The sequence below is a fragment of the Sphingobium sp. SYK-6 genome (genome assembly GCF_000283515.1).
GTDB lineage: Bacteria > Pseudomonadota > Alphaproteobacteria > Sphingomonadales > Sphingomonadaceae > Sphingobium > Sphingobium lignivorans.
Map to the genome: position 1 here is coordinate 2154642 of NC_015976.1, position 25246 is coordinate 2179887.

General features: G+C 60.5%; 28 protein-coding genes. 20 read left to right on the forward strand and 8 right to left on the reverse strand.

Going from position 1 to position 25246, the window contains the following annotated elements:
- Both SLG_RS09665 and SLG_RS09670 read left to right on the forward strand, forming a co-directional pair.
- A complete protein-coding gene (locus SLG_RS09665; RefSeq protein ID WP_014076286.1) occupies window positions 1-342 on the forward strand; it encodes a MarR family transcriptional regulator in 342 nt (113 codons plus the stop codon).
- Window positions 343-518: 176 nt separating this feature from the next.
- Entirely contained in the window at window positions 519-752 is a 234-nt protein-coding gene (locus SLG_RS09670; protein WP_014076287.1) for a DUF6429 family protein, read from the forward strand.
- 216 nt (window positions 753-968) lie between these two features.
- On the opposite strand, the gene SLG_RS09675 is transcribed toward SLG_RS09670, so the two are convergent.
- A complete protein-coding gene (locus SLG_RS09675) occupies window positions 969-1877 on the reverse strand; it encodes a hypothetical protein (protein WP_014076288.1) in 909 nt (302 codons plus the stop codon).
- Window positions 1877-2962, reverse strand: coding sequence for a hypothetical protein (locus SLG_RS09680; protein WP_014076289.1), 1086 nt, complete (start codon window positions 2960-2962; stop codon window positions 1877-1879). The genes SLG_RS09675 and SLG_RS09680 overlap by 1 nt, the downstream gene beginning before the upstream one ends.
- 560 nt (window positions 2963-3522) lie before the next feature.
- On the opposite strand from SLG_RS09680, the gene SLG_RS09685 reads away from it, so the two are divergent.
- The 4 genes from SLG_RS09685 (at window position 3523) to SLG_RS09700 (ending at window position 9821) form a co-directional block, all read left to right on the forward strand.
- On the forward strand, window positions 3523-4068 hold the full coding sequence (locus SLG_RS09685; protein WP_014076290.1) for an RNA polymerase sigma factor: 546 nt from the start codon (window positions 3523-3525) through the stop codon (window positions 4066-4068).
- Window positions 4065-5093: a FecR family protein gene (locus SLG_RS09690; RefSeq protein WP_014076291.1), complete on the forward strand. Its 1029-nt coding sequence runs from the start codon at window positions 4065-4067 to the stop codon at window positions 5091-5093. Before SLG_RS09685 ends, SLG_RS09690 begins: the two co-directional genes overlap by 4 nt.
- A gap of 88 nt (window positions 5094-5181) precedes the next feature.
- Complete coding sequence (locus SLG_RS09695; RefSeq protein ID WP_014076292.1) at window positions 5182-7743, forward strand: TonB-dependent receptor; 2562 nt, start codon at window positions 5182-5184, stop codon at window positions 7741-7743.
- Between the two features lie 35 nt (window positions 7744-7778).
- Entirely contained in the window at window positions 7779-9821 is a 2043-nt protein-coding gene (locus SLG_RS09700; protein ID WP_231848649.1) for an Atxe2 family lasso peptide isopeptidase, read from the forward strand.
- Here the strand turns inward: SLG_RS09700 and SLG_RS09705 are convergent.
- From SLG_RS09705 to SLG_RS09720, 6 genes are all read right to left on the reverse strand, one after another.
- Window positions 9809-11497: an asparagine synthase-related protein gene (locus tag SLG_RS09705; RefSeq protein WP_148276552.1), complete on the reverse strand. Its 1689-nt coding sequence runs from the start codon at window positions 11495-11497 to the stop codon at window positions 9809-9811. The genes SLG_RS09700 and SLG_RS09705 overlap by 13 nt on opposite strands.
- On the reverse strand, window positions 11494-12168 hold the full coding sequence (locus SLG_RS20910; protein ID WP_083853361.1) for a lasso peptide biosynthesis B2 protein: 675 nt from the start codon (window positions 12166-12168) through the stop codon (window positions 11494-11496). Before SLG_RS20910 ends, SLG_RS09705 begins: the two co-directional genes overlap by 4 nt.
- A gap of 59 nt (window positions 12169-12227) precedes the next feature.
- Window positions 12228-12362 carry a hypothetical protein gene (locus SLG_RS22355; RefSeq protein ID WP_269453875.1) on the reverse strand — a complete coding sequence of 45 codons (135 nt, stop codon included), beginning with the start codon at window positions 12360-12362 and terminating at the stop codon, window positions 12228-12230.
- Between the two features lie 171 nt (window positions 12363-12533).
- Entirely contained in the window at window positions 12534-13148 is a 615-nt protein-coding gene (locus tag SLG_RS09710; protein ID WP_014076295.1) for a GntR family transcriptional regulator, read from the reverse strand.
- A gap of 6 nt (window positions 13149-13154) precedes the next feature.
- The gene (locus SLG_RS09715) at window positions 13155-13577 is read right to left on the reverse strand and encodes a transcriptional regulator (RefSeq protein WP_014076296.1); all 423 of its coding nucleotides are present in this window, start codon (window positions 13575-13577) and stop codon (window positions 13155-13157) included.
- 157 nt (window positions 13578-13734) lie between these two features.
- Window positions 13735-14058, reverse strand: a complete 324-nt coding sequence (locus SLG_RS09720) for a hypothetical protein (RefSeq protein WP_231848650.1) — start codon at window positions 14056-14058, stop codon at window positions 13735-13737.
- A gap of 540 nt (window positions 14059-14598) precedes the next feature.
- Between SLG_RS09720 and SLG_RS09725 the strand changes: the two genes are divergently transcribed.
- The 14 genes from SLG_RS09725 (at window position 14599) to SLG_RS09790 (ending at window position 25159) form a co-directional block, all read left to right on the forward strand.
- Window positions 14599-15366 carry a DsbC family protein gene (locus SLG_RS09725; RefSeq protein ID WP_443018051.1) on the forward strand — a complete coding sequence of 256 codons (768 nt, stop codon included), beginning with the start codon at window positions 14599-14601 and terminating at the stop codon, window positions 15364-15366.
- A gap of 194 nt (window positions 15367-15560) precedes the next feature.
- Window positions 15561-15875, forward strand: coding sequence for a hypothetical protein (locus SLG_RS09730; RefSeq protein ID WP_041393065.1), 315 nt, complete (start codon window positions 15561-15563; stop codon window positions 15873-15875).
- A gap of 129 nt (window positions 15876-16004) precedes the next feature.
- Entirely contained in the window at window positions 16005-16271 is a 267-nt protein-coding gene (locus SLG_RS09735; RefSeq protein WP_014076300.1) for a type IV conjugative transfer system protein TraL, read from the forward strand.
- Between the two features lie 11 nt (window positions 16272-16282).
- Window positions 16283-16912: a TraE/TraK family type IV conjugative transfer system protein gene (locus SLG_RS09740; protein ID WP_173385003.1), complete on the forward strand. Its 630-nt coding sequence runs from the start codon at window positions 16283-16285 to the stop codon at window positions 16910-16912.
- A 73-nt stretch (window positions 16913-16985) separates the two neighbouring features.
- Window positions 16986-17732, forward strand: coding sequence for a type-F conjugative transfer system secretin TraK (locus SLG_RS09745; protein ID WP_014076302.1), 747 nt, complete (start codon window positions 16986-16988; stop codon window positions 17730-17732).
- Window positions 17729-19060, forward strand: a complete 1332-nt coding sequence (locus SLG_RS09750) for a TraB/VirB10 family protein (RefSeq protein WP_014076303.1) — start codon at window positions 17729-17731, stop codon at window positions 19058-19060. The genes SLG_RS09745 and SLG_RS09750 overlap by 4 nt, the downstream gene beginning before the upstream one ends.
- 56 nt (window positions 19061-19116) lie before the next feature.
- Entirely contained in the window at window positions 19117-19707 is a 591-nt protein-coding gene (locus tag SLG_RS09755) for a TraV family lipoprotein (RefSeq protein ID WP_231848651.1), read from the forward strand.
- Window positions 19704-22226 (forward strand): TraC family protein, encoded by a 2523-nt coding sequence (locus SLG_RS09760; RefSeq protein WP_014076305.1) that lies wholly within the window; start codon window positions 19704-19706, stop codon window positions 22224-22226. Before SLG_RS09755 ends, SLG_RS09760 begins: the two co-directional genes overlap by 4 nt.
- Window positions 22223-22552, forward strand: a complete 330-nt coding sequence (locus SLG_RS09765) for a hypothetical protein (protein ID WP_014076306.1) — start codon at window positions 22223-22225, stop codon at window positions 22550-22552. The genes SLG_RS09760 and SLG_RS09765 overlap by 4 nt, the downstream gene beginning before the upstream one ends.
- A 29-nt stretch (window positions 22553-22581) precedes the next feature.
- Window positions 22582-22956 carry a hypothetical protein gene (locus SLG_RS09770; protein ID WP_148276553.1) on the forward strand — a complete coding sequence of 125 codons (375 nt, stop codon included), beginning with the start codon at window positions 22582-22584 and terminating at the stop codon, window positions 22954-22956.
- Window positions 22957-23006: 50 nt separating this feature from the next.
- Entirely contained in the window at window positions 23007-23267 is a 261-nt protein-coding gene (locus tag SLG_RS09775; RefSeq protein ID WP_014076308.1) for a hypothetical protein, read from the forward strand.
- Window positions 23264-23500, forward strand: a complete 237-nt coding sequence (locus tag SLG_RS09780) for a hypothetical protein (protein WP_014076309.1) — start codon at window positions 23264-23266, stop codon at window positions 23498-23500. The genes SLG_RS09775 and SLG_RS09780 overlap by 4 nt, the downstream gene beginning before the upstream one ends.
- Window positions 23490-24149, forward strand: coding sequence for a conjugal transfer protein TraW (locus tag SLG_RS09785; protein ID WP_014076310.1), 660 nt, complete (start codon window positions 23490-23492; stop codon window positions 24147-24149). Before SLG_RS09780 ends, SLG_RS09785 begins: the two co-directional genes overlap by 11 nt.
- On the forward strand, window positions 24146-25159 hold the full coding sequence (locus SLG_RS09790; RefSeq protein ID WP_014076311.1) for a TraU family protein: 1014 nt from the start codon (window positions 24146-24148) through the stop codon (window positions 25157-25159). The genes SLG_RS09785 and SLG_RS09790 overlap by 4 nt, the downstream gene beginning before the upstream one ends.
- Window positions 25160-25246: the final 87 nt, after the last annotated feature.

The following is a 25246-nucleotide window of genomic DNA, read 5'->3' on the forward strand; positions in this document are numbered from 1 at the left end:
ATGGTCCGCCGTCGCATCTGCAACGCGCTGGTCGAACAGCCCGGCTTCACCGAAAGTGAACTGGGCCTCGATCGACGCCAGTGGCCGGTATGGATGATGTTTCTGGATCTTTACATGATCGAACAGAAGGACATGGAGGAGGTGTTCAGACAGTTTGCGCGTCTTTCGGGTATGTCTGTAACGACGGGTTTTCGCCGGACGGTCGAAATGGTCGAGGCCGGAATGCTCGACCGGATTCCGCACCCTGACGATCATCGGCGCAGCTTCATCCGTCTGTCGGCGCGAACAAGAGCTGGGATCGACAAGGTCATGGATGATCTCGCGAAATTGCTGTTCCCGTGATAAGCGACATCACCTTGAAGTGGGCAAGGCACCATCCAGGGCGATGCGACAGGATATTGATTGTAAGCAGCCTCACGATTCCCGCCTGCCGTCGGAGCGCGCATTGCAGTGTGTCAGACCCTCAATAATCGAGAGCAGCTGGGCCAGCTTCGGGATCGATCCAAGGTGGGCCTGGGATGAGTGAGGATATTGACACGGGCCGGATCGACGAGGCGGTGCTTGCTCTGCTGTGGCACAATTTGCGCGGTACAGGGATGGCCTGGAAAGGCTTTGACTGGGATGCGATGGAACGGCTCCATCAGCGTGGGCTCATCACCAATCCGGTCGGCAAGGCCCGCTCCGTCGAGCTGACGCCAGAAGGTCGGGAAGAAGCCGGACGTCTTTTTGATGAGCTGTTCACGCGCCGCTAAAGCGGTGTCGATGGCTGGCGGAAGTTCGGATAGTGAAACGTCCCGGCACGGCCTGTTTGTTGCGCTTTTCGTACCAGCGCCACAGCTGAGGAGCCGGGTGGATCTCAGCGCATGCTGTGGCGGCGGAGGGTTGCCGTCGGCGCCGGCACAGGCGGACGCCGAAGGCGGCGGACGGGGAAGAAATCGAGGACTGATTATGCAGACGTTGGCGACTCATTAGTTCAGCCAGGGACCGAGAAATCCGGCCATAACATCCGCCGCGCGCCTTTGGCGGAGAAGGCGAGCGTTGCGAAGTTCCTCGTCGGCCTCGACATCGGCGTCGTCGTCCTCGAACCGGGCGACGGCAACGGGCCCATCGCGCAGATAGCTCTCGTCTGGATTGGGATCGCGAAAGCGGGCAGTGAGACGAGCGATCGCCTCGTGGATGACGTCGGCATGTTTGCCTTCGAGCGCCCGGTGGAATGCGTTGTGGACGGCTTCAAGCCCGCCATCATGATGTTCGATGCAATAGACCAGATCATGCGCGTCCTTGCGCTCATGACGCTGGTCGTAGGCGAACGCCTTCAGGCAGGTGAAGCTGACGATGTCGGCATAGCGGATGGTCTCGGTGGCCCGTCCACCGCCGTTCAGCAGATCCGCCGTGATCTCGACGCGTTCGTGCAGGTCGAACACGATCGAGGCATGCGGAATGTTGATCGCGGTGACATTGCCTTCGGTCGGCAGCTCCTGGACCTTGCCGCCACCCAGTTCCGGCGAATCCGCGAGGAATTCAAGAATCATCTTGGCGCCGCCATCGATCTCGGTCTGCCAGCGCCAGGACTGCTTGGCGCCTTTGTCGTTCTCGGCGCGCTCGAATTTCATCGCCTTCAGATTCTCTTCGAGCGTGCTGTAGGCGTCGGTGTTTGTGAGGATGCCGACATCGACGACGATATCGACATCGCCGGTCCCGGCGTGGGCCGGCACCTTTGGGGGACGCGCGGTGACCAGATATCGAGGCGCCAATCCCCCGACCAGGAAGACCGAATCCTTCCACGGGCCGAGACCGCGCAGCAAGGTCACCAGCACGCGTTCGCACGCCTCGGTTACAGCGGTGCCGTAGCCGCCGATCGTCTGGGGCTTGGTCATTACGCGTCGAGCCTTTCCGAACGCAGGTGCGCTGCCATCTCACGGGAGCGGCCGGAGCCTTGCAGCAAGTCGAGATAGACTTGCAGCGGCGAAGCGAGCCGCACGTTCTCGATGCTTTCTGCCACGGTGACATCGCCCCGGGCGCGGGTCTCAAGAAGGCCCAGGTTCCAGCCTTCGCTGACGGCGCGCGCATTCAAGCGTTCCAGCGCCTCTTCCTGCCGGCGGCCTGGTTCGATCCGGCACTTCACCTGTGAGATGCTCGACAGGTAAGGCGCATAAAGCTGGGCGGCTGCTTCTGCCGTCATGGCATAGGCCGCGTCGGCATCGCGGCACGCCCGATCCAGCTGCTGGGCGAGTTCAAGCGCGTTGTTACCGGGAACATAGTAGCGCGCGAGTTTTGGCGGTTTCTGGTCGGTGATGTAGCTGGACCATGCGTCCACCAGCGCCTTGGCTGAGCGCAGGCGTCGCAGTTTGGAGGGGCCGGCGCCCTCGACGTCGACCCATTCACGTCGCTCCAGTTCACTGAGGGTCGCTGAAACGGTAGCCGGTGACACTTCGGTCGATTCTGCCAGCTCCTTGACACTGAGCCATTCGGACCGGCGATCAAACACGGCCTGGACGACCCGCGCCTTCTGTCCCTGGAACAGGGAACCGAAGATCTTGGCATTCTTCTTCTGGACTGGGCGATCGACATAGACGAAAGCATGGCGGGCGGGGATGTAGAGCGATCCGCCAAGGTCATAGAAGCCAACCCGCTCTTCGCGCAGGATGTCACGCGCGCCAGGGGAGATGGCACGCGCGACAAAGAAAGGCAGGATTTCGCGATCGTTCGGCATGTGTGCGAGGTGGTTGCGCAGCTGCCAGACGGTTTCTCGCACGTCGCGCGGAAAGGCCTCGCGCTTGGTTTCGACAAGGAGCTGGACCGCCTGCCCGCCGATCTGGGCATCAATCAGCGCATCGACCCGCCCACGCGGCCCGACCGCGACCTCGCGCCCATCGATTTCGGCATGGCCGCCTGGTAGCATCCTGATCGTATCGATCAGGCCGTTCAGCAGCTCATGTTCTTCAGCCTCATATTTCAACATATTTTATGTCCAGTGAATATGGCCGATTTATAGAATATTCGACCATCTGTCCATATCCACTGATCAGGAAATTTTCCGCTTATGCAACACGCGGTCCCGTTCTGATAGGGGTGCCACACCCGCTGACGCCTTGATCGAAAGTCGGCGGGATGAACCGCCCGTTATCGTGCCGTTTCAGTTCCAAGGGAATTCAGCAGCATGGTGTTGGATGCACCGGCTGTCAATTAGCTCTTGCCTCCGCGCGGTTCCCATGCACAAATGCCTGCGCTCCCATGAAATCTGGGAGTGGGGCGTGGAAACCCCGTTCACCATGGCTCGGTCACATTTTTGGGGCCGGGTGGCATGTGCGTATGTCCAGCCGGTAACGGTAAAGGCGCATGCGCCTGTGGTGAACAGGTTTCCAACATCCGGCTTCGGCCGTCGCTCCGAGTGGACATAGGTGCGGCGAATGGGGCGAAGAGATCAATCGGAAAATCAGGGCAATGCGGCCGCGGTGATCGACCCGGCCGATGGCAATATTGCGTCGGGAGTGACGGCTTCTCTCGCGGCGAGCGAATGCCATGGTCAATGATGCTCACACCAGTAGCGATGGCGCACATGCGGCCGATGACGATGATCTGATCGTCCGCCTCTATCAGGAGGAGAATCCCCGGCTGGTGCGGTATTTTTACCGGAACTCGGTCACGCGCGCGGAAGCGGATGAGCTCGCGCAGGAAACCTTTCTTCGGTTCGTCCGGAGCGGCGCCGCAAAAATGCTGACCTCGCCGCAGCATTATCTCAGGCGTATCGCGACCAACCTGCTGCGCGATTGGGTAGACCGTTCATCTACACGCGTATCCAAACTCAAAAGCCCCCTGTCGGACGCTGCTGAAATCCCGGGCGATTCAGATCAGCATCGCGCCCTGGCCGCACGGGAGGACCTGGCCTTCTGTGAAAAGCTGCTGTTGGACCTTGAACCATTCGATCGAGAAATATTCCTGCTCAACCGCGTTGACGGTTATAGTTTTCGCGATATCGGAAAGCGCATGGGGCTGAGCGAGTGGGCGGTGAAGAGGAACATGCTCAAAACATTGGGCCATCTGATGGCAAGGATGGAAGACCGATGACGGAGGGGCATGATCCCAGGCTCTCGATCGAGGATCAGGCGAGACTTTGGGTGCTCGAATGCAAAGATGATCCGGCAAGGCGTGCTGCCGCGATGCGCTGGTGCGATGAGGCTGCCGAACATCGGATAGCCTTCGACGAAGCTGAGGCAAAATTGATGCGTCTTGATGCCGCGGGTGAGAGTCTCCGCTCCCGCGAACCTGAGGGCCAAAATATGCCTTCTCGTCAAGGGCTTTGGAAACTGGCGATCGCCGCCTCGGTGATAGGCCTGCTGGTCATCGGCATATTGGGCTTCAGGAAGGAAGTGGGCCAGCCCGAGGGGCAGCGAGAAGTCGCGGTAGGAGGCGGTCACGTGCAGGACGACCCTCTCGTGCTCAGCACGAAAAGGGGAGAGGTGCGCAAGGTCACGCTTACCGATGGATCCGTGGTGACGCTCGATAGCGACAGCCGCCTGCTGGTTTGGATGCGATCGGAGCGACGGGATCTCGAACTCGATCATGGGCGGGTTCATTTTGAAGTGGCGCATGACCGCGCTCGCCCGTTCACTGTAATGGCTGACGGCGGTTCGACGACGGCGCTCGGAACCGTGTTTGATGTGGAACGGCGCGCTCAATGCAAGGTAAATATCGTGCTCTTCGAAGGAAAGGTCGCCGTCACCCCGCCCTGTCAGCGGCAGCAGGTCGACGGTCCGGTTGTGAAACGATATCTCGAACCCGGTGAAAGACTTCGCTATTCTGCGTCCGCGGCCCAGGAGGCACCAGCTGTTCCTGAAGCTGCACCGGAAAACGAAGGGCAATGGGTGACCGGCGTGAAGAGTTATAATGACGAAACCGTAGGTTCGATATTGGCTGAGGTGAACCTCTATTCACAGGTACAACTGGTTGCCGATACGCCCGAGATCGCCAACATGCGCGTGAGCGCCGATCTGCATATCCGCAACCCGCAGAATGTCGCAAAACATCTTGCCCGTTCTCTCGGTCTGACCGTCGAGTTTCAAGGCAACGACAAGATCATCCTCAAGAAGTAGCGTCCCCTCCGCTCAATTCGGAATTCCTCCCGTCTGACCCTCTGAACGCATCCAGCGATGCGCTTTTCATCAGGTCTGGGGGATAGGCATGCGAGCGGTTCGTAGCGGTTTTCTTATAGGCATTGCAGTCAGTGCTTTGATCGCGGTTTCTCCGGCTTCGGCGCAGGCGGACAAGTCTGTCGCCTTCGATCTCCCGGCCCAACCGCGTACCGAGGCCCTTCGCAAAGTCGCGCGGGAGGGTGGTTTGGAGTTTTCCGCGCCCGCCGATCCGCTGCGCGCAAAAAAGTCGAAGCGCCTAAAGGGAACCTACACGATTGAGGATGCCGCAAGACGTCTACTTGCTGGGACGCCATTGACTGCGGATGTAACCGATGGCGCGCTGATCGTGCGGGAGAGCAGCTTTACGGCAAAAAACGATAGGTCGGAAAACGGTGAGAATGAAATCATAGTCACTGGTTCACATCTCAAATCAGCCGAAAGCGCGTCACCGACCATTACGATACGTGCCTCTGACGTCGCATTAGCCGGACAGACTGACTTGGGCGAGGCGATCCGATCCTTGCCTCAGAACTTCAGCGGCGGCCAGAACCCGGGCGTTGCATCGGGTGCAAATGGCATTGCCAATCAGAACCTCGACGCGAGTTCTACTCCCAATCTGCGTGGTCTGGGTGGCGACGCAACGTTGGTGTTACTGAACGGCCATCGTTTGTCGTACGGATCGTTCGTCCAGGCGGTTGACATCAGCGCTGTGCCACTCGCCAGCGTTGAAAGGATCGACGTTGTCGCGGACGGTACGTCGGCGATTTATGGCTCGGACGCGGTTGGCGGCGTCGTCAATATCATACTCAAGCACGCCTATGACGGCGTCAATTTAACGGCCACGTTGGGAGGAGCCACCGACGGTGGGAACTTCCTTCAACAATATAGCGGAGTGGCGGGAAGGACGTGGAACAGCGGTGGAGTTGTCCTGTCCTATAGCCACCAAGCCAATGCCGCTATTTTCTCAAATGAGCGAAATTATACAGCATATATGCCGGAGGGCGGTACTATCTATCCTCGCGTTAATCAGGATAGTGTCGTGGCGAGCGCCCATCAGACACTGTCATCGACGGTAGATTTCAATATCGATGCAGCCTACAGCAACCGGCGTTCTTTCATGGCGCAGGCGACTGATTACGGTGTTTCATATGTGAATCGCCCCGATGTTACATCTTATTCGGTAACACCCTCTTTGCGCATTGGTTTGGCGACCGGATGGGAAGCACACGTCTCGGCGACCTATGGCGAGAGCAAGCTGGTTTACGACCAGGAAACACTCAACAACAGCAGTGCCTCGTCCCGTTCCACCGGCTTCTACAAAAACAGGATCGTCAACCCCGAGGGCTATGTGACCGGCTCGATAGGCGATGTTATCGCTCATCCAATCGAACTCGTGTTCGGTGCGGGCTATCGTTACAATAGCTATCGCTATGCTCCTTCGACGGCATCATTCCGCTATGGCGGATCGATCAACAGCTACTACGGTTTCTCAGAGTTCAAGCTTCCTTTCATCGCGCCCGAGGACGCGTCTCCGTTAGGCGACCGTCTGATCCTGAACGCCGCGCTACGCTATGAGCGTTATCCAAGAATAGCGTCGGTCGCGGTGCCGAAACTCGGTCTCATTTACGGCGCTTCTCCCGATTTCGACCTGAAAGTGACCTGGGGAAAATCCTTCAAGGCTCCGACGCTCGATCAACGCTATCAATTGCGCGGCGCTTACCTCGATTCAACCAGTTATATGGGCGGCGAAAGATTTCCCGCTGGATCCACCGTGCTGACCGACTATGGCGGCAACACTGATTTGAAGCCGGAGCGTGCAAACACTTGGTCGGCGACGATCGACCTCCATCCTCGTGCGGTTGACGGGCTTCATGCCTCTGCCACTTACTTTCACATCAGCTATCGGGACCGCATCATCCAGCCTGTGTCGGGCGCCGCTATGTTCACGGCGCTCGCAGATCCGGCCTATGATCCGGTAGTCAACTATTCTCCGACGTTTGCCGACATCGAGAATATTCTGTCCAATGCCGCCTATTTCTACAACTTTGCCGGTAGCGATGACCGCAGCAAGATCGTTGCCATCATCAACAGCCGCTATACGAATGCGGCCCATCAGATGGTGCAGGGCATCGACCTCGTGGTAGATTATAAACTGCCGCTGCCGGGTAAGTCCAGTGTGACAGTCTCGGCAAATGGCGCATGGCTTTGGTCCGATCAGAATTTCACGGGGGACTCAGCGAAAATTACGCTTGCAGGCGCAATTTTCAACCCGCCGCGTTTTCGGGCAAGGGGCAGCGCTGTCTGGTCGGATAAGCAACTGACCTTGAGTGCCTATGTCAATCATCTGGGCGGCCTTTCGGACAACAGACAATCCCCATCGGTACGAGTTGGGACGCTCACCACGCTGGATATGTCAGCGCGATACAAAATCCCCCAAGGTGAGGGATCTTTGGGCGGCCTTGCTTTGCAGGTCAGTGCCCAGAATATCTTCAACCAGCGTCCTCCCTATGCGGCACCCAGCGGCGGCTACAGCTATTACGTGAACTACGACTCAACCAATTTCTCGCCGATCGGACGCTTTGTCAGCTTCACGATTTCGAAGGATTGGTAATTGAATGAAGGTGGCCCGAGCCGCCCACGTGCCGAATGGACTCCAAAATGAACTTGACGCTTATCGCGCATCTTGGATGCGCCCTGTTGACGTGCGCCGCGCTTCCCGCGCATGCTACGTTGCGCGAAAATGCTCCATGCACCTTGGACATGGCGACGCCAGAGCTCCAAGAAATCCGCGTGGTCAACAAGGATGACCTTCTCCGTTTGCGGGATTTTGGTGCGCTGGGCGTCGGCAGCAATCCCGCTCCGTTCAGTGCATCTGCAGAAGGCCGAGTCGCGGCTTTGCAACTACGGCAGGCCGATGTAACTCATAACCGCTATTGTACGGCGGTCGTTCTTATCGAGATAGACAAGCCCGGTCGTCCGATCGTCATCGATGACGCAGGCGAGATCGTCGCCGCAAATTCAACCCGATATGGCATGACCGATCTCCCCCTCGGCATTCCGAAACCCACTCTACTTCGATGGTCGCGAGACGGAAGCCGATTGGCTTACACCAAGACATTCACAGACCGTTCGGAGATCTGGAGTTATAGTCGCTCGAGCCGTCGAACCAGCCGTGCAGTATCGAGCTCTGTGGACATACTTGATATGGCATGGTCGGATGATGGCAAGCGCCTGCTCTTTTCAAGCCAGCCGGACCTCGTCGCCGCGAGAGCCGCAATCGATTTCGAAAGCAAGCAGGGCTATCGGTATGACGAGCGTTTCTGGCCTCTTTCCAGCGATAGGCCCATGCCGCCGTCCAACATCCCGGTGGTCGATCGTGCCATAAATGCGGGCGATGGCACAGAGGTACCGTTGTCATCGCAAGATGAGACGACCCTCCATCCATCCAGAAACCGGCCCGCTGGCGCCATTGCCTATTCGTCAAGTCAGGGGGGCACACGCACTGCCTGGACCGCGCCCCAGACCGGAGCCCTGGATGCTGTAACGGAAATTCATATGCGATCGCCTCAGGACGATGAGACGGTTTGTCATTTTGCCGCGTGCCGTAACGTTTCAGCTTTATGGTGGTCTTCAGATGGGAAGCGCCTGATCTTCCAGCGCAGGGCTGGGGTCGCTGAGAGCCGGATGGAATTCTATTCGTGGACCCCAGGTTTGGCACCGCCACGCCGCCTGCTTGATACGGCGGACGCGCTTTTTGGCTGCATGCTGATCGGCTCCGATTTGCTGTGCGCGCAGGAGACATCCGTGCGACCCCGCACATTGATTGCGGTGAGCACCGCCACGGGTAAACGCCGTGAATTGTTCGATCCCAATCCGACCTTTCCATCGTTGATACTTGGTGCCGTCCGCCGGCTGGCTTGGTCGAATGCCTTCGGCCTGGATACATTTGGCGATCTCGTTTTACCTCCCGGTTCGTCCGGAAAGCGCCTGCCCCTTGTGATCGTCCAATATGAATCCCGCGGGTTTCTACGAGGAGGCACTGGTGATGAATATCCAATACAAGCAATGGCCGCGCAGGGGCTTGCCGTGCTTAGCTTTAACAGACCACCTTGGTACGGTCTTACCCGGCATCCGGTGACGGATGAGCAGTTTTACGCTTTCAACAACGAGAATTTTGCGGACCGTCGAAGCAATCTCTCATCGTTGGAGCGGATCATTCACCAGTTGGATCGGGAAGGGATCATAGACGCTGACAGGGTCGTCATAACCGGGCAGAGTGATGGAGCCGTTACAGCCACCTTCGCACTTGCAAATTCATCGCTGTTTTCGGCTGCTATTTTGAGCACTTGCTGCGAAAGCGGGCCTGCTCAAGAGGCGAGCGGCCTGGCGCTGGATGATTTTTACGTTTCGATGGGTTATCCTGCGACGCGTTCGAGTGGCAAGGAATTCTGGAGTGTCAATTCCATCGTTGATGCGAAGGATGCAAGAAAGGTTCCCATCTTAATTCAGTCCGCATCCAGTGAGTTCCGTATGGGATTGGCGACTTATCGGGACCTCTATCGGAAAGGGTGGCCGATAGAAATGTATGTCTATCCCGATGAAGGACACGTGAAGCTTCACCCCGCCCATCGAGCAGCAGTCTATAGCCGCAATCTAGAATGGCTCAGCAAGTATCTTCAACACCAGTGACGGCACCACATCTCGACTTCGTGAAGATGCAGAACGCGGATGACATTCGTTTCGTTGGCACCATAAGCATCCAGCGCTGCCCGGATCGTCTTCACATCGATCATCTCTTGGCTTGCCAAAACCCCGGATTCCAAATCTATAAGGATCCGCTTGCGGTTTAGATCAATGATTTGATAGACAAGGCCGTCGAACGCGCCCTTGAGTTTACGGCGGAGAACGTCTTGGGGCAGACGGGTCTTCATGACAGTTCGCGCCAAAGATCGATCCTGGCCACCTGTGAACCAGAACCATGTCGGGAAGGATAAGCACATCTCCACTAGGGGCTGAGAAAGTATCGGATAAATGGTCGGCAATGTATCGACGATATTGAGATAGTCGGTCGATGCGGTTGCTCGAGCGATATTTCTGACGTGCTGCCTTTGCCCTGGATAACAATTTTTGACCGCTTCGAGCCAAGGGTGGAGTTGGGTGTCGCGCAAATCAACTGCTTCGCGTGATAACATCTCGGTTGTGTCTGGCCAAGCTGTCACTCTGGCCCGATCACGCACGGCCGCCATTGCTTGTCTCAAAACCATCGGTAGGGAAGCGCCTGTCGCACCGCATATGTCGAAGGCGGTTGTAGCCAAGCTGCGGGACAGCCCTGAATGAAGGAAGCGGTCAGCAAGCGGATATGATGAATGGAGCTTGCCGAATACGTTATCGCCGCCTCCGCCATTGAAGTGGGCGCTTGCGCCCTTTGCCTCCCCTTGCTTGGCAGCTGCCTTGTCGAATATCTGAGTGAACGATCTGGCAGATGGTCGGGGACGTGCTGCTGAGAGATTCTGTTCAACACATGATGCACGCGGATCGCAAAGGATAGCATCGAGGTCTAGTCCGAGACGGTTCGCGACACTTCCAGCGTAACGGCGTTCATCAGCTTGGGGAGATTCCGCAAAAAACAGCAGAAGACTTGTGGGGCCGCAGTGTGATGCCAGCGCGGCTATGGCCGAAGAATCGAAGCCACCCGATAAGGAGACAAGCGGGTTGGGATAATGTCGGCACCAGGTGCCGATGATATTTGAAAAATTGCATTCCAGGAGGCCAACTGCTTGGCCAAAACTTATATCAAGGCGCGTCCCTATATGCTTCTCCGGTCTCCACAGGAGATCGTGATGAATCTGATCGCTGGTAATGATGGCAATCTCGCCGGGGAGAACCTCCAAAATACCTTTCAGGCAGGTTTCGCGGCGGCGGCGGTCCGGAGCCAGAAGGCAATTTGCGAGACTTTTCCAATCGATTGGCGCGTTAATGCCTGAATCTTCGATGATTGCGCGCGCGTCGGTTGCGATTGAAATTCTTTCCGCGGTTTGAGCATAGTAGCATGGAACCATGCCCGATGGATCGCGGTATATTGCGATTGTCCTTTCTTGTATATCATACGCAATCGCAACAAATCGCCCCCATCGTTTATCGACAATTTGCCGCAATACGGCGATCGGATCTCCGTGCGCATGATTTTCATATGAATTTCCGAAATCAGTATCAAAGGCATCCCCAATGATTATTACCTTGCCGCCGCATATAGTCTCGACTTGGAGATCGGAACTATGCGTCAAATTTTTGGGGAAGCTACTCAATGCCTGAGATCGACAGAGCGCCGATTCGATCTCCACGGATACAGCGAAGGTCGTGTTCATCGCATCACCAAAATGACGCGGAAGCCCGTCACAGTTTCCAAGCTCTGGCACAATACCGCGTCATCATGCTGAACCCAGCAGTGCGCCTGAAATGGGTCGGTCTGCACTCCAAATATGATTTTTGACGACACTCCGCGCCTGGTTATGAAACGCTGCAACGCCAATGCATCCGGCAAGCATCGAGATGCTCGTGGAAAGAGAAGAGTCGCGCGGTAAAATGCGGCCAGGGCATTCATCATGCGCCGAGAATGCTTGGCCGTTTGCGATACCGGCGAGCGCGCCGGGGCCTCCGCGACATTGAGCAGGGTCCTGAGCGCAAAGCGTTTTATGGCCCAGTGGAAGAACGAAAGCCAAAAAATGGCAGCAGCGTATTCGACCAAGAACTTGATTGTCGTAGGATGTGACCCTTCATCACCGACGATACAATACCTAATCGGAAGAGTTTGATCTCTTGATATAGAAGGGGGCTGATCTACGGACACAAAAAGACCGGCCCTATTCAGACCTTCTATTTCACTTGATCCAATCAGGATGCCGTCAGCCCAATTTCTGAGCGCTTGCGCCAGATGAGGGGTAAGCTCGAAATAGCGGTCACGATTGACGTCAAGCACGAGCATGCGGTCATGATAATCGCAAAAGCCGACGCCATGTCTGAGCGCGATGAAGGGCATGATGAGATGCCGCGGAGAACCCGGCTCGAGACATAGGCTCGAGCCAGATCCATCGCTGATCAGTCGTCGAGAGTGCCGAACGACGGCTGTCCCTGCGGATTGTCGATGCGCAGTTGGCCGGCGCCATGGGTCACCTCGCTGGCGATCCCCAGTTCGGTCATGCCTTCCTCGGCAGTTTCATATTCGCGTTCCATATTTGCCTCCTTCTGTCGCCACATGGTTCGTGGCGAGTCAAAGGCTAGGCGTGGGAGCAAATATATTCAGCAATATATGCTTTCATTTTGAAAGCATTATTTGGACTGATCCGGTTAGAGATAGACAACCCTGCCGGAAAGCGTTCTTATCCTTCTATATCAAATCCTTAACTATGGCTCGCAGAGCATCGAGACAGCCCTGATGCGTCTTCGGTGATAGTTCCAGAGCATCTGCAAAAGGGCATTTCCTGTCCCTGAAACTGCCAATATATTGGCAGAGTTGAGCTCGTCGGCACAGTCTGGCCAGCGCTCGATCTCCCGGAGTCGCACGGCCCGCAGGCGCTCCCCGGCATTGGTGATCGCCGCGACAATCTCCTCTGAACCGGAAACGCTTGCCAGCGTGACAAACATGCGTTCGGTGGTAGCGACGATGGCTTCCGGCGTCGTGTAATCGGTAAGCCAGCCATCCGGCGCAATAGGAAGCTGTGCATTGGCCCGCACGCCGGGTTTCAGCGCCAGGCGAATGAGTTGACCATGCCATGTATAGCAGTCGCGCAATTTTTCCGGCGTCCAACCAAGGACGCGGAAGCCATGATGGTGACCCACTTCGAGCAGACGTTCGCCATACATGCGGTGCAGCGTGTCACGGATCGGCGAGGAGCTGAGCCCGAATTCCGACGCAAGGTCCGTGACCGAAAGATCGGAAAATCCCATGTAGCGGCCCGAGAGCAGTGCGTGCTTAAGGTCTCGGTAGACCTGTTCGGCATGGCGTGTTCCAGGCGACATGACAAATCACTCGTCCGTTTTCTTATCGTCATCGTCATCTGCGGCAGACGTCAGGAGCTGGCGTGAGAGCGTGTCGAGATTATGTCGTGCGATGGCGTCGATGCAGACGGTTTCGAGCTTCGAGAGATCGCCTTCGAGAAGTCCGCGAGGGAACACACGGCCGTGCTCGATGAAGAGAAGAGGAATGACGAGGTGCCCGGTCGAGAGGCCTAGCGCATGCGCGCAGCGAAAATGATCGTCGAGTCGCGATTTAGGGTTGCCTGCTTCGATTTCGCGCAGCCAGCGGGTTCCGATCCCGACGGTCGCCGCGAAGTCTTCCTGCGTTATCCGCCCGACTCGTCTCATCATTTCTATGCGCCTCCCGGACATCAATTTGATCGTCGCAAGAACCGAGGGGTCATGTGCATTGGGCAAAGCCTGAAGCGGCATGACAAGGTCTCCCTGCCAATGGCTCAAAGCTCCCGCGCACAGCCCAAGGATGTAAAATGTTGTTAGTCGCACCAATGGTCAAATTATTTTGCTTTCAAATTGAAAGCGTTATTTTGGCGCGTGAATGTCCAGTGAAACAGATAGTTATAACATGCCGTTAACTGGCGGGTGCCGTCGCTGTCTTATAAGCATTCTGCAGTTCCCGGTCTTCGGAGGTCAGGAACATGATCAGCGCCACATTATAGAGACGCCATGTCGCCACCCCGGCTCCGCATTCCCCACTTTCGATAAGGCGCCTGCCGACGCGATCCACGACGTCAGCCAATCGGGATGTCGTGCCGACAAAGCGATAGGACGGGCCACCGAGCTGCCCGCACAGGGGCGATTCGAGTTCCGCAGCGATCTCGGAAGGGTCGCAGCGATCGAGAATGCTGATAGCGACATGAAGAGTCGTTCCATAAGGGATGAATTCTCGGGTCATTCGCGCGAGTCTGCAATGGCAGGCAAGGAACTGATCGACTCCCTGTTCCGACAACTGAAGCTTGTAAGTCCTTGAGGTCCTCATGCACGTTCTCCCTGCATGATTCGCGAGTTGGTCATGGTCATTGCGGCAGTGTCTCCATGAATAGAGACGGGCCAATGACCCCGAAAAAGCGGAAAAATCGGCACTGAGATGCCGAAACCGGTACTGAGGTGCCGAATCGGCATCTCAGTACCCTGCCCATTGCGTGGCCTGGCCTGACCTTTCATCCTTCATCCATCCGAACAACACGGTGACGGCGAGCACAGCCCTTTAACGATGCTCCCAGCCCGAACCGCATGACGAAACCCGACGCGCAAAGAACTGCGCGCCGGAAGAAGGAGGCTTATGTCAGTTTCGCACAGACATTTCCCATTGGCGATCCCTCCAGTTGCGGCTGAGCGCCTGTTTTCTTGGCCGTCCAACCAGGATCGCCGCAGGTCGATTGGCCGGGATGCGCCCACGTCGGTCAAATGGGTGAGCGGTATTTGCGGGGCGGCATTGCTGGCCCTCCTGCAGCCTGGCGCGGCGTTCGCGAAAGAGGATCAGGGCCGCACATCGGATACCGCGCTTGCCAAGGCTGTGGACGAAGCGGAACGGCAACTCCAGCAGACCTTCACCAACCTCCGCTTCGAGGATTTTGGCCCCTCGCCCGTTGAGGGTCCGATCTATCAGGCCAGCGCCGGCGGCCGGATCGTCTATTACGCGCCGCAAAGCGAGCATATCCTGTTCGCTACGGTCTATGATCGTAACGGCGTCAATCTGACCGCGCTGGCGCAGGAACAGGGCGCGACGCGCCGCCTGAAGGCCATCGATCCTGCCAAGGCGCTGGCGATCGGTCCTGCCGGCGCGCCTACGGTCATCGAGTTCACCGATCCCGACTGTCCCTACTGCCAGGCGCTTGATCGCTTCTGGGCCGCGAAGGCAGCGGAGGGCAAGCCTGTGCGGCGGCTCATCTTCTTCGTGAGCGGGATCCACCCGACCGCCGCGGCAAAAGGGGAACATATACTGTGCTCGCCCGATCGCGAGGCTGCGTTCAAGGCGGCCTATTCCGGCCAAAGTCCGGCCGCGCTGGCGCAATGCGCGCAGGGGCGCGCCAAGGTTGCCGACGATGCCGAGCTGGTCGCCAGGATCGGCATTTCGGGAACGCCGACCCTGATCGCCGACGGCAAGCTCATTTCCGGGTTCCAGCAGGCCGAGCTCGAGGCTTTTCTCGACAGCCACGCGAAGCCCTCGGCGGCAAAGGCGGCGAGCGATGCGTCCCGCTGAGTTCAGCCACGCCGTCGCGGCAAGCGACGATCCCCTTTCGGAGGGCATCCAGCCTGGCCTGACATGGCCCGGCGGATGAACCGGATGCCGGCGGCGACGGGCTCTTGGAGCCGTCCACCGACGCCCCGGCCGACACCGATCCTCTTTCGATGCCGGCAGGCTTTGGTTGGACGGCTTCTCTTTGGAGCAATGCCATGATGCGTAAACTCGGTAACAAGGCCCTGGTGGTGGCCAATTTCGGTCTCCCTTTGGGCGCGATGACCCTGGTGGGCGCTCCCGCCCATGCCTTCTCGGCGCCGGCCGCCGGCGACCTCGGCTACGATATCTACGATATCGTCGTGAACCAGGGCGTGAAGGGCCCGCTCGGCTTCGTGGGGGGCGTCGCCGCCTTCCTGTTCGGCGTGTCGCGCCTCTTCTCGAACATCATGATCGGCATCCCGACCATCGTCGCGGCCGTCTGCCTGATCAAGGCGGACTCCATTCTCCAGACTTTCGGGATGGTCGTCTGAGACGCCGCGTGCGGCTGCGCGCTGGCTGAGCGGCCAGACGCATTCGCACCGGCACGTGCTGGGGGCCGATGGTCGGCCTCCGGAAACCGGCACCTTTGCAGGTGTCATGAAGCAGGAGGAGAAGGGCAAGTGGACGAACGCCTTCCGCAATATCTGCATCGGCCGGTCCAGATCCTGTGGTTCGGATCGGACGAGTTCCTGCTCGCGACCTCGAGCGTGTTCGTGGCCGCGATCGTGGGCGGACTTGTCGGCTGGGCGCTAATCGCTGCCCTTCTCCTCTTCATTCCGTGGAAGCGGACCAAGCCCAGGGGCTATCTCGCGCACCTCGCGTGGCGCTGGGGCCTGGTTTCCTTCCCCCATTATCCGGGTCCTACCCAGACCCGCTTCTTCGAGTGAGGGCCATGCGCATGTTCGGTCGCAAAGGGAGCCAGGAGGATCCGCTGCTCGGCAAGCCCGCAAGCTTCGGCATCCATCGCTACCTGCAGGGCTCGGCGAACCTCTTCGAGGAGAACCGGCTGCTCAAGGTCGCGATTGCCGGCATGTTCGGCGTCACCGCGGTGCTGGGCGTGGTGATCTACACCACCAACCAGAATGCCCGCACCATCATCGTACCCTTCGGGGCCACCGGCGATCTCCATGTCTCGGGGAACAAGCCGTCCGAGGCCTATATCGTCGCGATGACGCGCAACATCGTCGCGCTGTCGGGCACCTGGTCGGCCTATTCGGCGGACCGCCAGTTCCAGGAGCTGCTCGGGCTCGCGCACCCTTCCGCCTATGGGGCGATGCGCGACAGCCTCAATGCCGTGCTCGACGAACTGGCGAACAATCCTACCCTGTCGATCGCCACCTATATCCGGGGCGATCAGCCGGTGCGGTGGACCGCGCATGAGATCGTGGTGCCGGTCGAGAAGGTGCGCGTGATCGGCGGCGTGATCCGCAAATTCCGGGGCATTTTGCGCATCGGCTACGCCATCGAAAATGGCCGGTTCTGGCTGACGCGTCTTTCCGAGGAGCAGTTCGATGCCGAAACCCGCTGAAGTGATTTCGAAGCAGGCGGCAGCGCCTGCTGGCTCGGAAATCACGGAAACAAGAAAATGCTGCGGCGCGCCGATGCGCCGCGCCCTGACGCTTTGCCTGCTGCTTGGGGGCCCGCCGGTGTCGGCGCAGACGATCCACGCGCTGCCCGACCAGACCAGCCATATCCGCATGTCCAACCGCGACATCAACCATGTCGTGTGCGAGGGCGGCGAGATGGAGGATATCAAATTCTCGGCCGAAAAGGGCCTCGCCGTCGAGAAGGGCGGCGCGGATGCCTGGATCAAGTTCCTGGCCCGAGAAATCGACGACGCCGGCCAGGTGACGCGCACCTATGTGACGCAGCCTTCCGAATTCTTCGTGCATTGCAACGGCGCCACCTACCCGCTCTATGCCGAGCCGGCGGAGATTCCGGCACAGACAGTGGTGCTGATGCCGGGCGCCCGCCAGCGCGCGCAAGCGAACAATGAGCTGATGGCGGCGCTCGCCGACGAGGACCGCGCCGTCTCGATCACCCTGTCGCTGCTCGACGATCGCATCCCTGCCTCGTTCAGCGAGGTCGCGCCGTCCGGCGGCACGGTCGGCATAGCGGCGGCGCCCGGCCTGTCGATCACCGAACAGCGGCGTATCGCGGTCGAGGGCGCCGCGCTTTCAGCTTCCGAATATCATCTCCGCGCGGCCGCCCCGGTAGCGCTCGACGAACGGCTGCTGGTCGATCCGGTGTTTGGGACAAGCATTTTCTCGCTCACCCTGGACCGGATCCGTCTCGACGCCGGCGAAACGGCCCGACTTGTCGTCGTTCGCCGGGGAGCCGGGCAATGAGCGGCGAAATGGGCAAGGATCCGGCACAGGGACCGGAAGAGCTGTCGCCCTATCAGGCGCATCTCGCCGGCGAAGGCGCGCGGGAAAGGGATGAGGCGATCCGCCGTCCCTCGCCGGCGCTCCTCGACTGGAAGGCGCAGTGGAGCAAGCTTTCCGCCCGCCAGAAGCTGCGCGCGCGCCAGCTTGCCGTCGGCGTAGCGGTCGGCGCAATCGGGTTCGGCCTCTATACGGTCTCCGGCAGCAAGGAGGAGGCGAAGCCCGCCAACCCCGCGTCCTCGCTCAACATGGGTGCGGGCCTGCGCGGTGACAGCCTCGAGGTGAAACTGCGCGGTGACTTCAAGAAGGTCCTCGATGGCCAGCAACTGCTCGGTGACCGGATCAGCGCGATCGAGGAGGGCAAGGTCGTCCCTGGATCGCGCTCGCCGGGGCGCGGAGCGGCCGGGGGCGTCGATGGCGATCTCCCGCCTGCCCTGCCGGACAGCGTGCCCGCCCTTCCCTATCCCCCGGAAACCGGCGACGTCGGCGCGGACGCGGACAAGCTGCCGGCCCCGCCCAACGGCCCGGTAGCGCCACCTGCCCCGCCTGCGCCGCCGGTCGAGAAGACGGTGGGCGCGATCGGGACGGCGACCGGCCAGGTCGTGGCCCAAGGCGCCGATGCCTCTGCTTCGTCCAAAAAAAAGAATCGGACGATCTATTTGCCGCCTGGTTTCATGAAAGCGCGGCTGCTGACCGGGATCGACGCGCTGGCGAGCCGGGACGCGACGAGTAATCCCGAACCCATCATCGCCCGGGTGCAGGCGCCTGCGGTGCTGCCCAATGAGGTGAAGGCGAACCTCGCCGGATGTTTTGTGATCGGCAACGCCACGGGCAGCCTCGCCAAGGAACGGGTCGAGGTCCAGCTCGTCTCACTGTCCTGCGTCGACTTCGACGAACATTCCATCGTCGATCAGCCGGTCAAGGGGTTCTTCGTCGATACCGACGGCAAGAAGGGCCTGTCGGGCAAGGTGGTGACGCGGGCCGGGGCCACGCTGGCGCGCGCCTTCATCGCCGGCACCATCAGCGGCATATCCCAGTCGGTCGAGGGCACGTTCGGCAACATGTCGACCTCGGCGCTGGGAACGATCCGCACGCTCGACGCGGGCGATGCCGCGAAGTCGGGCATTGCCGGCGGTCTCTCCAAATCGTCCGACAAGCTCACCGATTTCTATCTCGATCTCGCGCGGCAGGCCGGTCCCATCGTCGAGGTGGGCGCGGCCAAGGATGTGGTCGTGGTGATCCAGGAGGGCGCGACCCTCGAGATCAAGCCCGGCGCGGGAGTGAAGTTCTGATGCGCGCCCCTTCTGGAGTCAAAGCGATGAAAAGATTTCATCCCTGCCTGGCTGTCATGCCGTTTCTTGGTCTGCCGCTTCTCACGCTGTCCGGCTGCGCCACCGTCGGATCGATGATGTCGCCCTATGGCGAGAAATTCTCCTGCAAGAACAGCGACCATGGCCAGTGCATCCATCCGGACCAGGCCTATGCCGACGCGGTTGCCGGACGGGCGTCGAAATCCGATCCGTCGGTCACCCATGATCGCAAGCTGCTCAGCCCCGACCAGAAGGGGCGAGCGCCCGTGCCGGGCAAGGGCAGCGCGAAAGCGGCCGCCGTCGCCATGTCGCCGCAAGCTGGACAGAGCAATGTCGGCGCGGTGCTCGAGGGGGCCGGTTCGCCGATGCTACGCCCATCGCGCACGATCCGCACGCTGATCCTGCCCTATGCCGACAAGCAGCGGCCCGACCGTCTCTACATGGCGCGCTACGTCTATTCGATCCTCAATCGACCGGCCTGGGTCGTGGGTGACTATCTGGTCGAGCCGGGTGGACGCAGCCCCGCCCCGCCCGTGCTGCGCACGATGCGCGCGCCCGAACCGGACACCGCGGACGGAACGACCGCAGAGGACGTGCCGATGGCGATCGCGACGGAGAAGCGGCCATGAGCACGAACGCCGCCCACAGGACCCTCAGCTATCAGCGGCTCCGCGCGGCCGTGACCCGCGACGCCTATTCGGACTTCCTGCCGATGGTCGCCTGGGTCGAGGAAGAAGAAGCCTTCCTGTGCATCGACGATGGCTGGGGCCAGGCCTGGGAACTCGTGCCCGCCGCCTATATGTTCGCCCATGTCCAGCAGGCGCTGCTTGGTCTTCTCAACATCCATTTCCCGGAAGGCACGGTCCTTCAGCTCATCACCTTCGCCGATCCGCTGATCGATCCGGCGCTCGATGCCTATCTCGACCTCAAGGTGCGGCCGGACCCGCTGGTCCAGGCCTCGGCCCGGCGCACGGCCGACTATCTGCGTCGCGGAACCAGGGGGCTCGATGCGCTGCATTCGATCCCGGTGCGCGATTTCCGGCTGTTCCTCGTCATCAAGACGCGGGTGAAGCTCGGCGTCGATCTTCGCCGCCAGGTCGAGGAGCAACTGGCGAAGATGGGCATCCGGCGCTTACCGCCGGACGAACTGGTCAGCTTCTATCGCCGGATCTTCAACGGCGTCTTTGCCCCCGCGCCCGGCGTGTTCCTCAGTGAAAGCGTCGGCGGCATGCCTGCCCCCTCGATCGCACGGCAGATCATCGAGGCGGGACCAGACCTCTTTTTCGAGGGCCCCGAAGTCTTCCTCGGCAACCAAGTCGCGCGTTGCCTCACCCCCAAGGCGCCGGCGCGGCGGATCACCGCCGAGCGCGCCAACCGTCTAATGGGTGGCATGCGCGGGAGCGCCGAGGACAGCGACCAGATCGGCGGACCGTTCCTCTACTGTCTTTCGGTCCTCTTCGATCATTCGCAGTTCGAGATCCACAAGCGCGCGCAGATCCTTTCGGCGCAGAAAGCAGCCGGCAGCTTCGCGGTTGAGGTCGGCAAGCAGATCGAGGAGATCGGCTGGATATTGGACGAAGCGTCAAACAGCCGGTTCGTCTCGGTGATCCCGACCATGTGGGTGTTCGGCCGTGACAGCGCGCAGGCGCGGGAGATGGCCGCTCGCGCCAAGCGGCTTTGGGAATCCGAACCCCTGCCCTTCATGGTGCAGGAGGAGAGCTATCTGCTGCCGGTGCTGCTCGCCGCCAGCCTGCCCTTCGGGCTTTACCCGGAAAAGCGCACATTGAAGCTGCTGGAGCGCGATTTCCGCATGCCGGTCAAAGCCGCGACCTTGATGGCGCCGGTGCAGACCGATTTTCGCGGCGGTGGCCGCCCGGCGCTGCTCTATGTCGGGCGCAAGGGCCAGCTGATCACGCTCGATCTCTTCGATCCGCGGATCAACAATTACAATTTCATCGTCTCGGCGGAGTCGGGCGCGGGCAAGAGCTTCCTGCTGAACAATCTCTGCCAGCAATATTATGCGCAAGGCGCGCTCATTCGCATCATCGATATCGGCGGTTCCTACCGCAAGCTCTGCACGCTCTGTTCCGGGCGCTATATTGACATTGGCGAGGAGCGCCTCGTCCTCAACCCGTTCGACATGGGGCTGGCGCTCGATGGCGAAGACAAGCAGTCGGCCATTGCCATGGCGGTCGCGATCGTCGCCGAGATGGCCAATGCCTCGACGCGCAAGCCCGTCACCACGTCGGAATGGAACCTTCTCAAGTCCGCCGTGCAATGGACGGTCGATAGCGGACGGGGCGTAGACGGCATTGATGCGGTGCGCGACTGGCTCGGCCGCTATCCCGACAATGCCGTCTCCGATCTCGACCGGGTCGATCATCTCGTGCCGGTCGCGCGCGAACTCGCGTTCAACCTGCGCGATTTCGGGTCGCAGGGCGCTTATGGCCATTTCTTCAACGGCCCCTCCACCTTCGATATCTCCCGCGACGAGTTCGTGGTGCTGGAACTCGAACGGCTGAAGGCTCTTCCGGACCTCTTCAATGTGATCGTGATGGTGGTGGTGAACGCCGTCACCCAGGAGCTCTACCTCTCGGCGCGCGACAAGCCCCGCTTCGTCCTGTGCGACGAGGCCGCGCAGTTCATGACGCGCAGCGACGGGCAGGATCTCTCGCGCCTCGCCGAGGCGTTCGGCCAGGGTTATCGGCGTGCGCGCAAATATCAGGGCAGTTTCGGCATCGTGCTCCAGAGCATGAACGATCTCATGCTGTTCGGCGGCACGGGCCAGGTGATCCTGGAAAATGCCGCGACCAAATTCCTGCTGCAGGGCTCCACCTATGACAAGGCGGTCGACAACAAGATCCTCGACTATTCGGGGTTCGTGCTCGACCTGTTGAAATCGGTCCGCAACGCCAAGCCCCATTATAGCGAGGTCTTCATCGACAGTCCGCTCGGGCTCGGCATCGCGCGGCTGGTGGTCGATCCCTTCAGCTACTGGATCAACACCTCGGCGCCCAATGAGGTCGCCGCCTTCGAGGCGCTGGTGCGGGCCGGCCGCAATCCGCTGGAGGCGGTGTGCGAACTGGCCGGCGTCGATCCGGTCGAAGTGCTGGGCGGCGCCGGCCCCGAGGGCTGGAGGGTCGCATGACGCACAAGGCCCTTCCCCATCCCGACCAGCTGGCGCTCGACTGGGAGAAAAATCCGGCGATCGAGGCGCTGATCGAGGCGCGTGTGGCGAAGCGCGCCGAAGCGGCCGCCTTCCAGTGGCGGCTGCGGCTGGTGGCGATCGAGACCTGCATGATGGGCAGTCTCGTCATCGCGGCCGGGATCGCGCTCGACCAGCCCGTGCTCAAGACGGTCCGCACGGGTCTCATCGTGGCGGCGGCCTGCTTTGCGAGCGGGATGCTGCTGATCGGCCTTTCGGGTGCATGCGGGATGCTTCTCTCGCGCTTGTCGAAATGGAGGCACAAATGACGGACAGGATCGAACCATTCACGCCCAGAATGATCGAGGACATCGGTGCGATGTGCCGGTGCAAGCGCTATCCGGGAGAGAGCCAGAATGATTTTCTGGGTCGCGCGATCCTGTCGTTTCATGAGGCCAATGGCGAATGCGCGCGCAGCCTCAAGACAGCTGACGAGTTGCTCGCCGGGTTTCTCCACGACGCCAGACACCCCGTTCTGGGGCCGCTCATGCAAAGCTGTTGCGCCGTCGTCCCGCTCATTCCGTTCATGGTCCTGATCGGCTGGCCCGTCACTCTCTACGGCCTGTGGCTTGGCATCGTCTGCTTCTGGCCGCTCATCGAAGAAGCCGCGTTCAGGCTCTACTGCCGTCTGCGTCCGGCCGATCAAGAAGAGGCGAAGGTCAGGCCCGCATGACCGACATGTTTTCCTCAGCGCCGGCATTCGAGCCCGGAACCGGCCGATCGATGATCAGCATCGAGACCTATGCATGCTGGAAGGCGCGCGAGGAAGAGGATGCGCGCTGGTCAAGGCGTCTGACCCTGGCGATCCAGCTATTGCTGGCGCTGGGAATCATCGTCGTCAGGCTGGTCTGGTGGGATGAACCGGCTGCCTATCCCAGGCTGCTGTTCGTCTTCTCCTGCCTGGGGCCGGTTCTCTACGGCTATTGGCTGACCCGCGCCTGTCCGGTCCCTGGCCTTCCTTTTCTCGGAGGCAGGCGGTCATGAACGGCATTTTCTCCTCCACGCCCGCGCCGGGACCGATCCGCCTCATGGTCGGCAGCCAGGGCCTGTTGCTCGTGCAGTCCTTCATCGCCTGGCAGCTCCCGGCCGTGCCGACCCTGTTCCGCATTCTCGTCGCGCTCACGGCAATCGTCGCGATGGCGGCCCTCATCAGCGCCGCGATCGGCGAGGATCGCGTGAGTCCTCAGCCATGGTGGAGACGGCGCCATGGTCGCTAGTTCGCAGCATCGGCGTTTCGCTCGCTGTCCCCTCCTGCCCATTCTTGCTGCAATCGCGACGACGCTGAGCACGCTGACCTCTTCGGCCGGCTTGGCGACGACGAGCAAGATCGGGCGTACCTGGCCGATCGCCGAGCCCGACGCGCTGAGCGAGATCGAGGGCCGGGTTGCGCATGTCCCCGACATGAAGAGTGCCTTCGGGCCGCGCGAGAACTGGTCGGCTATGAAGGCGGCGACGCTCGGGATCGCCCAGGCCGACAGGGCCCGAACAGTCGTGCCTTTCTATACCCTCGATTCTGACATCCGGCTCCCGGACGGCAAGCTGCTCTACGCCAGGGGCTACAGCTTCAACCCTCTGGCCTATGTGTCGCTCCCGCAGCGGCTCATCGTGGTCCATCCGCGCGATCTTGCCTGGGCGCTGCGCACCGCGCGGCCGGCCGATTTCATCCTGCTGGCGGCGGGTGGTCCCGGCGATGCCGATGCGATCACACTCGGCGAGCGCCACGGCAGGGCGCTGTTTCTGCTCGAGGAGCGCGTCAAGGCGCGGCTCGGCCTGACCGTCGCGCCGGTGATCGTCGCGCAGACCGGGCAGAAGCTGGTGCTGACCGAGATCGACAGGCGCAAAACGGACCGGAGGGCAGTGCGATGAAACTATTGACGTTTCGCAGATTGCTCGCACTGGGCTGCGGCTTTGCCGCCCTGGCGGTCGCGGCTCCGGCCCATGCCTCCAAATGCGAGGCGGGCACGGTGTTCAATCCCATCACCAAAGTGCGCTGGAACTGCATTTTCCCGATTACCATCGGCGGCGTGAAGGTGGGTCCGAGCGATCCGCTCGGCAAGGCGCTCGATGCCCAGTCCGCTTCCAAGCCGCTGTGCGCCTGCCGCAAGGGTGTGACCTTCTGGTTCGGCGTCAAGGTCAGCTTCTGGTCGCCCAATCGGATGGTCGACGTGGTGACCGAACCGGGGTGCATGTTAGCGCTCGGCGCCGACATCATGCCGACCGGCGGCAGGCTCCAGGGCAGTCAGACCAGCATCTCGGACGGCACCAATAGCCGCAAGATGTTCGCGCAGATGCACTATTATATCGCGCCGGTCTGGAAGATGCTCGACATGTTCACCGACCTGCCGTGCATCGAGGATAATGGCTTCGATGTGGCGCTGATCACCGAAGTGCTGCCGACCTGGCAATCGGCCACGCTGGGCGCGATCATCCAGCCCGAGGCGATCCTCTTCGGCAATCCGGCCGCAGGTCTAGCCTGCATGGCCGACAGTGCCGCTGCAGCCGCCGGCAAGGTCGTCGATCCGCTCTTCTGGTGCATGGGTTCCTGGGGCGCGACCTATCCGGTGGCGGGCGATATCCATTTCGGGGACAGTGTCGAGGCCTGGGCAGGGCTCGCCGCGCGCGGCGTCTTCATGATGGGCAGGCTCGGCGCGCTCACCATCAGTTCGGCGGACGGCTGCTCGTTCATCCCCCAGCCGGTCTGGACCAAGAGCCGCTACAAGTTCCAGCTGATGGAGCCGGTCAAGGGCGGCCAGTGCGTCAATGTCGGTCGGCCAGGCGCGCTCTGGACCAGTGGCAAGCATGCGCCGGGCAAGGACAATGCCCAGTTCATGTTGTTCGAGAAGACGATCTGCTGCGCCGGAGTCTCGACGCCATGAGCCGTCTGTCTCGCCAGATCCGCGCCCGTACGCCTGGGATTAGCCGATGGCCTTCCCGTCACCCCATGGAGCCAGGCGTTCCTTGCG